Origin of the sequence: Marinomonas spartinae (assembly GCF_016461715.1) — a bacterium.
Lineage (GTDB): Bacteria > Pseudomonadota > Gammaproteobacteria > Pseudomonadales > Marinomonadaceae > Marinomonas > Marinomonas spartinae_A.
Map to the genome: position 1 here is coordinate 1 of NZ_JAEMUI010000031.1, position 14,679 is coordinate 14,679.

The window sequence follows — 14,679 nt, forward strand, 5'->3', positions numbered from 1 at the left end:
ACCTGATCCCATCTCGGAACTCAGAAGTGGCACTTTATTCGCCGCAGGCGCTTGCCATCGCCGATGGTAGTGTGGGCTTGATTGAATTAGAAAGTCATGTGAGAGTAGGTCGTTATCAAGATTTAATTAAGAGAAGCCCCATCCTGCTCAGCAGGGTGGGGTTTTTTCGTTCTGGAGCATCACCATTACCGATGGTCGTGTGGTGCTCTCTATGACAGACAAGCATGTGAAAGTAGGTCGTATCAAGATTTTAATAGGAAGGCCCTGATAGCTTATGCTGTTGGGCTTTTTTTCGTCTACAGAAAATCAAAAAAAATAAAAAGGGGAGTCAACCTCCCTAAAAAATTGGGTTCGGGTCCGTGAGAGCGTCTCTTGCCATTCCTACAGCTCCCGCATTCACAACGTCATTACCGCGAAGGCGGTAATCTATTGTTTTGCAGCCTTAGATTATCACCTTGCCATCGTATTCGCTTGCGCCTGTTTCGCAGGCTCAACGCGTCTGCGCGAATCCAATAGCAAGGTGACGATTGATCTGAGTTAATCTTTTCAAAGATAGAGAGTGAGATCAAGGGTTGTCATTCCTACAGCACCTGTATTCACAACGCCATTACCGCGAAGGTGGTAAATCCATGGCCTTACAGCCTTTGCAGATTGCCACCTCGCCATTCAATTCGCTTGCGCCTGTTTCGCAGGCTCAACGCGTCAGAGCGAATCCAATCGCAAGGTGGCCGTTAGTTTCCTCAATGTATTCCTATTTATCTTTTCAAATCATGAGGAGAGTATACTTCCATGAAGTCGCCACTTCGGGTTCTGCTGTTTTAGTTAAAGCAACTTCATGGTGCCATTTTTCTCTAGGTTGATGTGCCAGCTGAAAGCCTCATCTAGAAGGTGTGGTGTATGTCCACCGCGAGCACAAGCACGCTCGAAGTAGTCGAGCATTTGGTTGCGATAGTCTGGATGTACACAGTGTTTGATGATTTGCACCGCACGTTCACGAGGAGCTAAACCACGAAGGTCAGCAAGGCCTTGTTCGGTCACTAGAATATCCACATCATGTTCGTTGTGATCCACGTGGCTGGCCATGGGGACAACGCTTGAGATGGCGCCGTCTTTGGCGATGGATTTTGTGACGAAGATAGCCATGTTGGCGTTGCGGGCAAAGTCGCCAGAGCCACCGATGCCGTTCATCATTCGAGTGCCGCAGACATGTGTGGAGTTCACGTTACCATAGATATCAAACTCCAGCGCGGTATTGATAGCAATGATACCGAGGCGACGCACGATTTCAGGGTGGTTAGAAATCTCTTGTGGGCGCAGAATCAGTTTGTCTTTGTAATGTTCAAGGTTATCAAAGACTTTTGAGTTCATACGTTCTGATAAGATGACAGAACAGCCTGAGGCAAACTTCATTTTGCCCGCATCAATCAGATCAAATGTCGAATCCTGTAGAACTTCAGAGTACATGGTAAGGTCGGTAAAGTCCGAATCCAATAAGCCCATCATCACCGCATTGGCGATATTGCCGATGCCCGCTTGTAGCGGTCCTAGGTTTGGCGCTAGACGTTTTTCAGCGACTTCGTTTTCTAAAAAGGTAACGAGGTGTTTGGCGATGGCGGCCGTGTCTACATCTGGCGCCCCAACGGTTGAGTAAGAGTCGTGTTGGCTAGTGAAAACAATTGCCGCAATTTTCTCCGGTGGAATTGGAATCGCTGTGCTGCCAATTCGGTCATCCACTTTAACCAGTGGTACTGGCGTGCGTGTTGGGCGATAGGATGGTATGTAGATGTCGTGCAAGCCTTCAAGTTCTGGTTTATGCGACGTGTTGATTTCGACAATTACCTGCTTAGCAAAAATCGAGAAGCTTGCTGAGTTGCCCACGGATGTTGTTGGCACAATGTGGCCTTCTTCTGTAATGGCAACGGCTTCAATAATGGCAATGTCTGGCAGTTTTAATTGATGGTTGCGCAGCTGTTCTACGGTTTCAGAAAGGTGTTGGTCAATAAACATGACTTCGCCATTGTTGATGGCTTTTCGTAATGTGGTATCCACTTGAAAAGGCATACGACGCGCGAGACTGCCGGATTCGGTTAGAATTTTGTCAAGGTCATTCCCCAGCGATGCACCGGTCATTAAATTGATTTTTAGTGGGTGTTCTTTCACTCGCTCAGCCAGTGCTTTAGGAACGGCCTTGGCTTCCCCTGCACGGGTAAAACCACTCATGCCCACGGTCATACCGTCTTTGATAAATTCACTTGCTTGCTCAGCTGACATGACTTTTTCATGTAAGCCTGCATGTCTAATTCGCTCTAATTGCATCCTGAAACCTTTATGCTGTTTTTATTAATTAGGATCTACTTTAGATAATATAAATCGCTCTGTAGCCAGTTCTCTGGACTAGAGCACGGAGCCTATTTCCTAGGCCTCAGTTTTGGCGAAATTTATATTACGGATAAAAATGAAGAGGTGACTTACTATAAGGCTTCTGTCTTAGCGAGTAAGTTAGACATAAGTCTGAGATTCGGGAAGTGAATGTTGACTATATGCTTAGATAGCGCAATCAATGGGGACATTGATGGCTCTTTACGCAAAATTCTTAACATCAATGAGACTGATCCTATTGGTATTCAGGAATCAATCTCGGATCACGATTAGCCTATACCAGTCCACCTTGCCATTCAATTCGCTTGCGCCTGTTTCGCAAGCTACGCGTCAGCGCGAATCAAACCGCCAAGGTGACTAAAAAAGCCTGCTATTGCTATAAATCACAGCCGATGGATCGATTTGTCGATAAAACTTTCTCGTTTTTCTTAGCGAAAATTGAAAATATGCTCTAAGATCAATCATTAAGCAAATCCATAGCCGAAATAACGCGCTGCGGATAAACGGGATAATGCGCATGCTCGTTTTTCTAATTTTAGTCTTTGTTGATATCTCTATTAATGGCTTCAGAGTCAGTGGCTTATAGTTAAATTAAGAAGATTTGAATGATGTGTAAATGCGCATATGCACTATTAAACTATTAGCCATCTCGAAGGAATCGAGTGTTGAATAAATTCGATGAACGTTTCAAACAAATATTTGAACGACTTTGTGCTGAAGATTTTGGTACTGCTTTAACCTTGATTTGTCCGTTAATAGATGGCGCGGGGAAAAAGCTATACGGAATCAAAAAGCCCGGAGAACGCTTCAAAAAAGTTATGTCTGATAACAATGCATTTCTGTACTGGATGCTTACAGGTGGTATGTTTGTAATGGCAGAAGGTGCAGATCTTGTGTTCGCTCGTGAAAACAAAGGAAATATCAATTTAGGGCAGTCAATTTACAAGCTGGTTCGAAATAGTTTACTTCATGAAGCTGAGCTTTCAGATGAAATTGAATTTGTTGATGAGGGGCGTTTCGGCCCTGAAGGCAATAAAATCATATTTCCTAAAAGTTTAATTTGGGGTTTGGCTTTTATGCTGTCTTACCTTGAATGTTATAAAGATGATTGTCCTAAAAATTATCAGTTATCAATATCTGGTGTTCCAATGCCATTAAATAAAACTTGGGGCAGTAAAGAAAAGACTATGGGCTTTTTTAAAGAAAACCTATTTAAAAGATAGGTGGTAAAGCTGGCTAACAAGCCAATTAAGACGGGACTGCTAACAGCTTGCTCGGTTCTGCTTCGCTTCACATTTTAGCAAGCTATTATCAGCTCCTTATTGGGGCGTTGAACCTCAAAGGAGTCCTAAGAAAATCCAATGTCGATAATTATAAAAGGTGATAGGACCTTACCAATCTGGGACATATCCCATTATTTGGATCAGACATCTTCGCACTATCACAAGCTGGTTACCATTTGCAAAATGTGTGAATTAACTGCTGAAGGTGTAGAGCAATCTGATTTTGTTATATCTGCAAAATCTATTGATGTATTTCAAGAGGAAGGTATTTCTTACGGTGTCTTTAAAGAGCATTTAGCACTTGATATACAGCGCAAAGGAGAAGACGCTGAGAAATTTTGGAAGATTCTTAGGAATTACAAACGACCTGTTGTTTATTACAAGAAAGACAGCAATTATGTACCAGTATTCGATCCAAGTGGCGATGAAGAGTTTAAAGTCACAAAAATGGAAGTTAATTCACCACCAATATTCGATATAGGTGGAATATTTAGCGCATTATCTGAGTTATTTTCTGCCGGTCGACAAGATCAACGAGAGCAAATCCGATTGCGACAAGACACCTTAGAGCACCAAAACCGTTTGCTTGAACAACGCGCTAGAAATTTGACTGAGTTATCTAGAGCTTCCGAGGTACTTAATCGGGAAGGCGTTCATCCAGGCATTAGGCATTACGCAGAACAAGAAATTAATCAAATTATGGAAAGCCAAAAAAGATTAAATAGCCGTGCTTCAATCTCTGGAGGCCAAATTGACCGTGAGGTTTAACAAGCGCATGTTATCGGACTGGTTTTCCGCTGTGCTTCAAATCAGCCGCAAATGCGGGCGTTGAAGGAGAGACATGGTTACGGCACCTTCATATGCCAAGTGATCTGGCGTGTGAGTTTCTGGCGGTGTTTGCTCGGATGGAGTATGCACTAAAAGCGACAAGATTCGCGCTTCGGAATCGAAACGATGTTTCTGCCTCGTGGGATCGATTTGCCAATGAGGCTCATGAACGGTTCCATGCTGAAACCAGTGAGGAGTTGAAAGCAGCCGTTGATTTTCTTTGGAACTTTCCTCCCCGTAAACAGTTCTTTGCTGACGATGAGCGAGTCCGCTTTCGAGATTTTGAAATTGATCCAGCACAATGCCAACTTCAGCAACTGATACTGATGGTTCGAACCGTTAGAAATAATCTATTTCACGGTGGCAAACACCTCCCAGATGGTGAATCGGAACCAGGGCGGAACGAAAGGCTAGTTCGCTCCCCGTTGGTTTTACTGCGGGAATGTGCCCAGTTGGTAGATGATGTACGAGAGGCCTATGGGCGATAGGCCTTCTAACAAGGCCAAGCAACGTGACATTGTGCAAAGGTCTCTCTATTAAATTACTTATCTAATCTGTTATTGCAGCGAAAAGTGTCTAGATATTCTGATTAATCCATTGTTCTAATTGGGCCTCTGGTAGCGCTCCGCTTAGACGGTTTATTTCTTTGCCGCCTTTAAAGACGATCAGTGTTGGGATGCTGCGGATGTTGAATTGCGCACTAATACGTTGGCATTGTTCAGTATCGACTTTGGCAAACAAAGCTTTTTCTGAGCGTTCCGCAAGGCGACTAAAAACTGGCCCCATCATTTTACATGGTCCACACCATTCGGCCCAAAAGTCGACCACGATTGGCAAATCGGTATTGGCAATGTATTGCTGGAAGTTTTGTTCTGTGAGGTTTACGGGGTGAGTGGTATGCAAAGCGCTTTTGCATTTACCGCATTTGCCTGCTTTATGGGATTTGCCCTCAGGGATGCGGTTGGTGGTGAAGCAGTGTGGACACGCGATATTCATAGTGTGCCTCCTATTAGAATATACTAATGTAAATGGGATGGGATTACCGAAATTCAAGGGTGAGACGCAAGTAAAAAAGGCTCTGATTGGGTCGATCAGAGCCTTATATGCCTAACAAGATAAAGATAGCGTTATCGTGTATTGTCGGCCAATTCGCTTAGCAAAGCCCGTTGCGCGCTGCGGTATTCGCCTTTGCGAGGTTTTGAGAGTTGATATGAACCATCGCTCTGTAGAATCCAGCTTTGAGTATTGTCCGATAAATATAATTCCAGCTCTTTTTTCACACGGCGAGATAAACTGACGTCTTGAAGAGGGAAGGCAACTTCTATTCGGTTATTCAAGTTGCGATCCATACCATCGGCACTGGATAAGTATACTTGTGGATTACGGTTGTTGTAGAAGTAGTAAACTCGGGTGTGCTCGAGAAAACGACCAATGATACTGCGTACGCGTATATTCGACGACACACCTTTGATACCAGGACGAAGTGTACAAATCCCACGAACGATCAAATCAATCTTCACGCCCGCTTGAGAGGCTTTATATAACGCTTGAACAAGCCGTTGTTCCGTCAAGGAGTTAACTTTGATGATAATGCGCGAGGGTTCGCCTTGGATGGCGTTTTCGGCCTCACGATTGATCATATCCAATAGACGATCACGTAAGGTAAAGGGCGCGTGTAGCAGTTTTTTGACCTTCAGCTCTTTGCTCATTCCGGTGAGCTGTTGGAAGACGCGATGTACATCGTCGCCAATCTCTTTATCACACGTCATGAAGCTGTAATCGGTATAAAGCCGTGCGTTCCCCGCGTGGTAGTTACCAGTTCCTAGATGAACGTAGCGGGTTAGTTCTGCACCTTCTCTACGAACGATGAGGATCATTTTCGCATGGGTTTTATGACGAACAACGCCATAAACAACAATCGCGCCAGCGTCTTGTAAGCGGCTAGCAAGGGCTAAGTTTTCTGCTTCATCAAATCGTGCCCGTAGCTCGATAACCACCGTTACTTCTTTGCCGTTCCTAGCCGCTTCTACTAACGCATTAGCAACAGGGGAACGAGCACCAGTACGATAAAGTGTTTGACGAATCGCTACAACATTAGGGTCTTTGGCAGCGTCGCTCAACAAATCGATAACCGGTGAGAAGCTTTCGAATGGGTGCATCAACAGGTAATCGCGTTGGCGAATGGCTTCAAAAATACCGCCTGAACTGGCTAATTTTCTAGGTAACCCTGGTGAAAATGGTGGGTACATTAGATCTGGACGATCGACCAATTCTAATACGGCCAATAAGCGGCTTAGGTTCACTGGGCCATCGATACGGTACAAATCTTGTTTTTCAAGATCGAATTGCTTGAGTAAGGAATCAATAATATGTGCTGGGCAGTTATTAGCGATTTCTAAACGTACTGAGCTACCATAGTGACGGCTTTGGAGTTCGGTTCTCAGTGCTCCAGCCAAGTCGACACCGATATCATCTGAATCCACTTCTAAGTCAGCATTACGAGTTAAGCGGAATTGATAACAGCCTTTTACCGTCATACCAGGAAACAACTGATCCGCATGGGCGTGAATGATAGACGATAGGAACACTAGATTGTTGCCACCCTCGCACACATCATCGGGCAATTTGACCAAACGAGGTAATGAACTAGGAGCAGGCACGATGGCTAAGCCATTCTCACGACCAAAGGCGTCCCGGCCTTCTAACTCCACCACAAAGTTAAAAGTCTTGTTAGCGAGCCTTGGGAATGGGTGAGCTGGGTCAAGCCCAATGGGGCTAATAATGGGCAGAACGTTATCTCTAAAATAGCGTTTTACCCATGCGGCTTGCTTCTCATTCCAGACAGAACGGCGAATAAATTTAACGTTTTCATTGGCCAGTTTGGGAAAAATAATATCATTAAGAATACGATATTGGCGACGAACCAGCTTGTGCGCATGATCACTGATTAAGCTAAGGACTTTTTTCGGGTGCATGCCGTCTGGACCATTTTTTTCACGGCTGTACTCAAGTTGACTTTTTAGGCCAGCAACACGTATTTCAAAGAATTCATCCATGTTCGAGCTAAAAATACACAAGAACATAAGACGATTAAAAATAGGGTGATTTTCATCCATGGCTTGTTCAAGCACACGGGCATTAAATTGCAGATGGCTGAGTTCACGGTTGAAGTACAACTCGGGATCGGCCAAGTCAATTTGTTCGGGTAAGCGTTCTTCTATGGCAACTTTATTAGGGTCTTGAGGCTGCTCCGGAATGGGTTCTAATACCAATTCTTCGGCCTCTACTAATGGCGTTGCAACCGCTTCCTGTTTTTCCATTTCGTTCACAGACTGTTCAGACATGCGCTTTCATAACTCCCAAATACCGTCTTCTCATATTATTGGTATCTTGCTTTAATGCCCATCTAAGAAAGAGTAGGCATTAACTAACAAATTACACTAACGCAGCCTAGAAGCCTATAGTTCTATGTTGCTTTGGGTAAATTTTCCTCATGTAAGCTGGCGGAATGTACCTATCGGAAACCAGATCAGGACGAGGGGGACATTATCCTTTCAGCAAACGGGCTGCGTCTTTTGCAAAATACGTTAAGATGCCATCGGCACCAGCACGTTTAAATGCCACTAAGGATTCCAAAATAACGGAATCTTTGTCTAACCAGCCATTTTGAAACGCAGCCATGTGCATTGCGTATTCACCACTGACTTGGTAAGCAAAAGTGGGTACTTCTAACTCGGTTTTGACGCGACGAACGATATCCAAATAGGGGAGGCCAGGTTTGACCATGACCATATCGGCGCCCTCGTCTATATCTAACATCACCTCACGAATGGCTTCGTTTGAGTTTGCCGGATCAATTTGATAGGTAAATTTGTTGCCTTTCCCTAAATTGCCGCTAGAACCGATGGCATCGCGAAATGGTCCATAGTAGGCGGATGCATATTTGGCTGCGTATGCCATAATCAGCGTATTAATAAAGCCTTCTGCTTCGAGTTCATCACGAATTTCACCAATGCGCCCATCCATCATATCTGAAGGGGCTACCACGTCAGCCCCTGCTTTAGCATGAGAAAGCGCTTGTTTGACAAGCGTTTCTACGGTGATGTCGTTTAATACGTAACCTTCGTCGTCGATGATGCCGTCTTGTCCATGAGTGGTGTAGGGATCCAACGCCACGTCCGTCAATACGCCCAATTCTGGAAACGCGTCTTTTAGGGCTTTTACTGCGCGTTGTACCAATCCATTGGGGTTATATGCCTCTTTCGCATCAAGGGATTTTTTATCACCAGAGATCACGGGAAACAGGGCAATCATAGGGATGCCCAGTGCTACAATTTCTTTGGCCTCTTCAAGCAAAACATCAATGGACACTCGTTCAATGTTTGGCATGGAAGGAACGGCCTCTCTCACCTTTTTTCCTTCTATGATGAACATGGGGTAGATGAGATCGTCAGCGGTTAAGCGATGCTCTCGCATGAGGCGTCGTGAAAAATCGTTTTTACGCATGCGACGCATACGGGTATATGGAAAGGTCATCCAATATCTCCTTTTCGCTTGTTAAGAATGTACTTGATTTATGTGACAATCTTAAGTCATTGTTGATATAACTGCTGTGTATTAACGCAATGTCTAACCACTTTCCCCAATTAAGTCTTTGTTTTGAGTCGGCGGCTAGCTTAGTTGCGCTTGAGCGTCTTCCAGTTCTTCCAGCGCTTCAAACCACGCCTCTTCGTTTTCTTCTAGGGTTTTTTTCCATTTGGCTTCCTCACTGAGGAGTGTCTGCAGCTTGTCTCGTTGCTCCGCTTCGTATAGGGTCGCATCCGTCATGGCGTCTGATATCTTGTCTAAATGGCTTTGAGCAGTCTGAACGGCTTTTTCATATTTTTCTATCTGCTTACGAAGAGGGCGTAATTTTTCGCGCATCTCCGCCGCTTTACGGCGCTCTTCTTTGCGGTCTACTTTCTCCATTTTATCTGGGTTCTGTTCATTTTTTTCGATCTGAGCCGCGTTAGCTTGTCTTGCTTGCAACCAAGCATGATAAGCCGCCAAGTCACCCTCAAAAGGTTGAATGTGATGATCAGCAACGAGATAAAACTCATCGACGGTACTGTTAAGCAGATGGCGATCATGGGATACCAACAGGATGGAACCTGGGAACTCTTGTAGTGCTTCGGTGAGCGCTTGGCGCATTTCGATGTCTAAGTGGTTAGTGGGTTCGTCAAGGACCAATAAGTTGGGTTTCGTCCAAGCGATTAATGACAGGGCGAGACGCGCTTTTTCGCCACCTGAGAAGCCTTTTACTGGGCGTAATGCATCGTCACCAGTAAAGCCAAAGCCACCCAAATATCGACGAATATCGCTTTCTAAGACCTTCGGGGTAAGACGCTGGATATGCAACAATGGCGAGGCTTCTAAATCTAGCGCGCTTAATTGATGCTGAGAGAAGTAGCCAATGTTTAAATTCTCCCCTGTAACGCGATCTCCTGCAAGAATCGGAATTTCGCCCACAATGGATTTAATCAACGTCGATTTACCCGCGCCATTAGGGCCTAGTAAGCCGACACGCTGACCGTCCCGCAGGGCAAAATTGCTGTTGCCAAGTTGAATCGATTGCACGCCCGATGGCGAGGTGTACCCTAAATCGGCTTGTGATAGGTTGATCAATAACTGAGAGGTTTTTTCGGCCACGGGGATAGAAAATGAAAATTGCGAATCGATGTGGGCAGGGCCAATCAGCTCCATCTTTTCCAGCATTTTGAGACGACTTTGAGCCTGCTTGGCTTTTGTGGCTTTGTAGCGGAAACGGTCCACATATTGTTGCAAGTGGGCACGTTTGGCCTGCTGGCGTTCGAAGTTAGACTGTTGCTGAGCCAAGTGTTCTGAGCGTTGGCGTTCGTAGTCGGAATAGTTGCCTTTGTAAAGGGTCAACTTTTTTTGGTAGAGATGGACAATGTGGCTGCAAATGCCATCGAGAAAGTCCCTATCGTGTGAAATCAGTAACAAAGTGCCTGGGTATTGGCGCAACCAGTTTTCTAACCACATTACGGCATCTAGGTCTAAGTGGTTGGTCGGTTCGTCCAATAGTAATACATCAGATGGACACATTAACGCCTTGGCAAGGTTTAAGCGAATTCGCCATCCCCCAGAAAAATCGGCGACGGGTTTATGCATGTCTGACATTTTAAAGCCGAGACCTTGCAAGAGCGTTTCCGCGCGAGATTGTGCAGTATAGCCATGGGCACTTTCATACTCGCCAAGCCAAAGCGCGTGATCGTGGTGATTGTCTTGTGCTTGCGCTTTGGCAATGTTGGCTTCGATGAGGCGAAGATGGTCATCACCGTCGAGGCAGTAATCCAAGGCACTGCGCTGCGTTTCTTCGACTTCTTGGGCCATAAAAGCAATACGTCGTTGGCCTGGGAGAATGATCTCGCCAGTATCGGCGCTGAGTTCACCGCGGATCATCGCGAAAAGAGAGGACTTACCTGCGCCATTTGCGCCAATCAACCCTACCTTTTGGCCCTCGAAAATGGTGAGGTCGGCTTCTTCCAAAAGAAATTGTGTGCCACGTTGTAAACTGACTTCGCTAAATTGGATCATAAAACAGGGAATCTCTAAACGTCGGTAAAATATCGCTATATTGGTATTAAGGCAAAGTCGTGCATTTGCGTCTTGGTATGCATTTTAGAGGGCGACACGGGGAAACGAAATAGCCGTCAGCAAGTTTTCCTGTTGAGATCATAATTACTTCATGTATTAAGGTAGATGATTCGTAGGCTCAAGGGTAAAATGCGCAGCAATATTATTTGAACTTTACTCACGTCCAAAGAGGCGTAAGGTGATTTTGTGAACAGTGGATTGATTAACGAGATTCAGCGATTTTCTTTTGATAAGACTAACGTCCGTGGCGAGCGTGTGTTATTGACCAGTGCCTATCAAGAAATTATTAAACGAAAAGTTTACCCGCTGGGTCTGGAAAAATTGTTAGGGGAATTTGTCGCCGCGATCGCACTGTTACGCGATATTATTAAAATTGACGGCGTGCTATCTATTCAAGCCAAAGGCAATGGTTATTTGTCTGCTTTGATGGCTGAGTGCGATGAAAGGCATAATCTACGGGGCATAGCGCAATGGGATGAGGCGCAAGACGTGCCTGATGTTATTTCGCTAAAAGAGGTGTTAGCTGGTGGTTATCTGGTTATCACCATTACTCCTCGTAATGGTCAGCGTTATCAAGGGATTGTCGAAATTGTCGGAGAGTCTTTATCTGAATGTTTAGAGCAGTACTTTCAACAGTCTGAACAATTGCCAAGCCGTATTTGGTTGGCGGCGAATGGCGCGCAATGCGGCGGATTGTTTTTGCAACGACTTCCTGCTGAGCAAGCACAAACTGGTGATGAGGATGCTTGGGCGCGCTTTACTCACTTGGCTTCCACAGTGAAAGACGAAGAGTTACTGGGGTTAGATACGTTAGAACTATTACATCGCTTATATCATGAAGAAGATGTTCGTTTGTACGATACAAAGCCCATGCAATTTGGTTGCTCTTGTTCTCGCCAGCGTACCTTGGAGGCTGTTATTTCGATCGGTACCGATGAGGTTCGACAATTGCTGATTGAGCAAGGCAGTATCAAAGTGGATTGTCAGTTCTGTGCCGAAAAATACGAATTTACTGAAGCGGATTTAGTGGATTTATTAGGTGACCAAGCACAAACCCACTAATTGAGTTTGTGTTTATCATCTGCTTAGCCAGTTAACACGCAGTATAAGATTATTAAAAAGTTGCATGATGAATCAAATCACGCCATGAAATAATACCAACGACATGGTTATCTGCATCCACCACGGGCATGCAAGAGATAGCGACTTTCCCCATCCATGAGATGACTTCCTCTATCGGCGAATGCTCTTTTACCGTTAGAGGTTGTCGTGTCATGACTTGGTGGGCGGCATGATTGAGAGTCTCCGTGTCTCGAGATTGCTCTGATACACTGCCGATAAAAGGGCTGATAATACGGAGTAAATCACGATCAGAAATGATGCCAACCAACACGCCATTTTCCAGAACGGGAAGATGGTGAAATCCTTTTTCATCCATGAGGCGGATAACTTCCGTTAAACGTGTATCCATATCGACGCAAACCACATCACGAACCATAATATCTTTTGCAAGCATGACACACCTCCACGCAGGTATGAGCAAGGCGCAAATCAGCGCCTTTGCGACGCTTCGTCATAACAGAATTGATTTTATTTATATTGAATATCGTTTTATAAGTATAGCGACCGTTTTTGAGAAATCTTTAATTAAATGTAGAGAAAAATCGTTATTTTTTGGCTAAAATCCTATAAAAGTGCGGATCTAGGAAAAAAGAGTAACACTTTTAGCGACGATCTTAATGTATGCTACCAAGACATTGCTGGTAAAATCCGTATAATTAAAGAATACCTGCTCAGAATCCTGGATAAGGTTGTGCGTCTCGAATTGTTATCAATCGATTAACAGTAAGAGTCGCTCTGAGGAGAGTGGCGCAAAGTATGACAGTATTCCTACATCAATTACTGTCGGCCAAAAGCTTTCTTTCGTATCACTCTCAAATTCATAATTGGCTACGACACGGCGAACCCATATGACCTCAAATTCTGTAGACGTTTTATTAGTCGGGGGCGGTGCAATGAGCTCCACCCTAGGAATGTTACTCAAGCAACTAGACCCAAACCTGGCCATCACCATGGTAGAACGCCTAGACGGTGTTGCCAAAGAAAGCACGGATGGCTGGAACAATGCCGGGACAGGTCACGCTGCGTATTGTGAGCTGAATTACACGCCTAAAAATGCAGATGGCAGTGTCAATATTGATAAGGCCATTAACATTAATGCGGCATTTGAAGTGAGCCTTCAATTTTGGTCCTATCTAGTAAAAGAAGGTAAGCTGCCAGCGCCTAATGAGTTTATTCACCGTGTGCCCCATCAAAGCTTTGTTTGGGGACAAGACAATGTGGATATGCTTAAAGCGCGTTACGAAGCCATGAGTGCTCACCCTGCTTTTAAAGAAATGCAGTTCACAGAAGATAGAGAAAAGTTGCGTGAGTGGATGCCTCTCATTATGAACAATCGTGATACGAAAGAGCCCCTTGCGGCGACACGTATTGAGCATGGTTCAGACGTTAACTTCGGGGCCATTGCTCGTAATATGGTTAACACGCTGCAAAGCATGGACAACTTCGAGCTACGAGTGAATGCGGAAGTGAATCGCATTGACAAAAATCCTGATGGAACCTGGAATGTGTTGGTTCACCAAAATGGTTCTACACAACGTTTCAATGCCAAGTTTGTTTTCCTAGGCGCTGGCGGTGGTGCATTACCATTGCTGCAGAACACTGGTGTCGAAGAAGGAAAGGGGTACGGTGGTTTCCCCGTTAGTGGTCAATGGCTTGTTTGCGAAAAGCCAGAGATCGTTAAACAGCACTTTGCGAAAGTGTATGGTGCGGCCCCGATCGGGGCGCCGCCAATGTCTGTTCCTCATTTGGATACTCGTATCATTGATGGTAAAAAAGCCATTTTGTTTGGACCGTTTGCCGGCTTTACGACTAAGTTTTTGAAAAAAGGCTCTGTTTTAGATTTTCCAATGAGCATGCGCTTTAATAACTTAGCACCTATCTTATCGGTGGGCAAAAACAACATGGATTTGACCAAGTACTTGATCAGCGAAGTACGCAAGAGCCATAAAGACCGCTGTGATTCCCTACGTGATTTCTTCCCTGATGCGAAAGATGAAGATTGGAAATTGGCTTATGCAGGTCAGCGCGTTCAGGTGATTAAAAAGGGTCAACATGGCGGTGGCGTATTGCAGTTCGGAACCGAAGCGGTTGTCACAAAAGATGGCTCGTTAGCAGCCCTATTGGGAGCGTCCCCAGGAGCATCCACAACCGTCAATACCATGGTCGGCATTTTGGAAAAATGCTTCCCTGAGCGGATGAAATCACCGCAATGGCAAGCAAGAATGAAAGAAATGATTCCGTCTTATGGTGAGTCTTTAGTCGAAAATACTGATCTGTTATTATCGATTCGTCAAAATACACTTGAAACCTTGAATCTTAAACCTTAAGAGCATCGTCTTACTGATTAAAAAAGCTGGACTCTATGTCCAGCTTTTTTTTCTATTTCTAGAGAGTAATTGCTAGAGATTAA

General features: G+C 44.8%; 12 protein-coding genes. 6 read left to right on the top strand and 6 right to left on the bottom strand.

The annotated features are described in order from the left end of the window. The coding region (locus JHD45_RS20590; RefSeq protein ID WP_233407972.1) for a hypothetical protein at positions 1–215 on the top strand (215 nt) is incomplete at its 5' end. Positions 216–822: 607 nt separating this feature from the next. On the opposite strand, the gene JHD45_RS20595 is transcribed toward JHD45_RS20590, so the two are convergent. Further along, the gene (locus tag JHD45_RS20595; protein ID WP_199478396.1) at positions 823–2,316 is read right to left on the bottom strand and encodes an acetyl-CoA hydrolase/transferase family protein; all 1,494 of its coding nucleotides are present in this window, start codon (positions 2,314–2,316) and stop codon (positions 823–825) included. A gap of 728 nt (positions 2,317–3,044) precedes the next feature. On the opposite strand from JHD45_RS20595, the gene JHD45_RS20600 reads away from it, so the two are divergent. The 3 genes from JHD45_RS20600 to JHD45_RS20610 all read left to right on the top strand — a co-directional run bounded on the left by JHD45_RS20600 (position 3,045) and on the right by JHD45_RS20610 (position 4,978). Beyond that, positions 3,045–3,602 (top strand): hypothetical protein, encoded by a 558-nt coding sequence (locus JHD45_RS20600; RefSeq protein ID WP_199478397.1) that lies wholly within the window; start codon positions 3,045–3,047, stop codon positions 3,600–3,602. A 138-nt stretch (positions 3,603–3,740) separates the two neighbouring features. Beyond that, complete coding sequence (locus tag JHD45_RS20605) at positions 3,741–4,430, top strand: hypothetical protein (RefSeq protein WP_199478399.1); 690 nt, start codon at positions 3,741–3,743, stop codon at positions 4,428–4,430. A gap of 92 nt (positions 4,431–4,522) precedes the next feature. Further along, a complete protein-coding gene (locus JHD45_RS20610; protein ID WP_199478401.1) occupies positions 4,523–4,978 on the top strand; it encodes a hypothetical protein in 456 nt (151 codons plus the stop codon). Between the two features lie 88 nt (positions 4,979–5,066). On the opposite strand, the gene trxC is transcribed toward JHD45_RS20610, so the two are convergent. The 4 genes from trxC to JHD45_RS20630 form a co-directional block, all read right to left on the bottom strand. After that, positions 5,067–5,486 carry a thioredoxin TrxC gene (gene trxC, locus JHD45_RS20615; RefSeq protein ID WP_199478403.1) on the bottom strand — a complete coding sequence of 140 codons (420 nt, stop codon included), beginning with the start codon at positions 5,484–5,486 and terminating at the stop codon, positions 5,067–5,069. 131 nt (positions 5,487–5,617) lie between these two features. Continuing rightward, positions 5,618–7,834 (bottom strand): polyphosphate kinase 1, encoded by a 2,217-nt coding sequence (gene ppk1 / locus JHD45_RS20620; protein WP_199478404.1) that lies wholly within the window; start codon positions 7,832–7,834, stop codon positions 5,618–5,620. Positions 7,835–8,036: 202 nt separating this feature from the next. Then, entirely contained in the window at positions 8,037–9,026 is a 990-nt protein-coding gene (gene hemB / locus JHD45_RS20625; RefSeq protein ID WP_199478406.1) for a porphobilinogen synthase, read from the bottom strand. Positions 9,027–9,161: 135 nt separating this feature from the next. Then, positions 9,162–11,087, bottom strand: coding sequence for an ATP-binding cassette domain-containing protein (locus tag JHD45_RS20630; RefSeq protein ID WP_199478408.1), 1,926 nt, complete (start codon positions 11,085–11,087; stop codon positions 9,162–9,164). Positions 11,088–11,333: 246 nt separating this feature from the next. Here JHD45_RS20630 and hslO point away from each other — a divergent pair, with 246 nt between their 5' ends. Next, the gene (hslO, locus tag JHD45_RS20635; RefSeq protein ID WP_199478410.1) at positions 11,334–12,209 is read left to right on the top strand and encodes an Hsp33 family molecular chaperone HslO; all 876 of its coding nucleotides are present in this window, start codon (positions 11,334–11,336) and stop codon (positions 12,207–12,209) included. Between the two features lie 52 nt (positions 12,210–12,261). Here hslO and JHD45_RS20640 read toward each other — a convergent pair whose 3' ends face one another. Next, complete coding sequence (locus tag JHD45_RS20640; RefSeq protein WP_199478412.1) at positions 12,262–12,663, bottom strand: CBS domain-containing protein; 402 nt, start codon at positions 12,661–12,663, stop codon at positions 12,262–12,264. A gap of 454 nt (positions 12,664–13,117) precedes the next feature. On the opposite strand from JHD45_RS20640, the gene mqo reads away from it, so the two are divergent. After that, complete coding sequence (mqo, locus tag JHD45_RS20645) at positions 13,118–14,596, top strand: malate dehydrogenase (quinone) (protein ID WP_199478413.1); 1,479 nt, start codon at positions 13,118–13,120, stop codon at positions 14,594–14,596. The last annotated feature ends 83 nt before the right edge of the window (positions 14,597–14,679 follow it).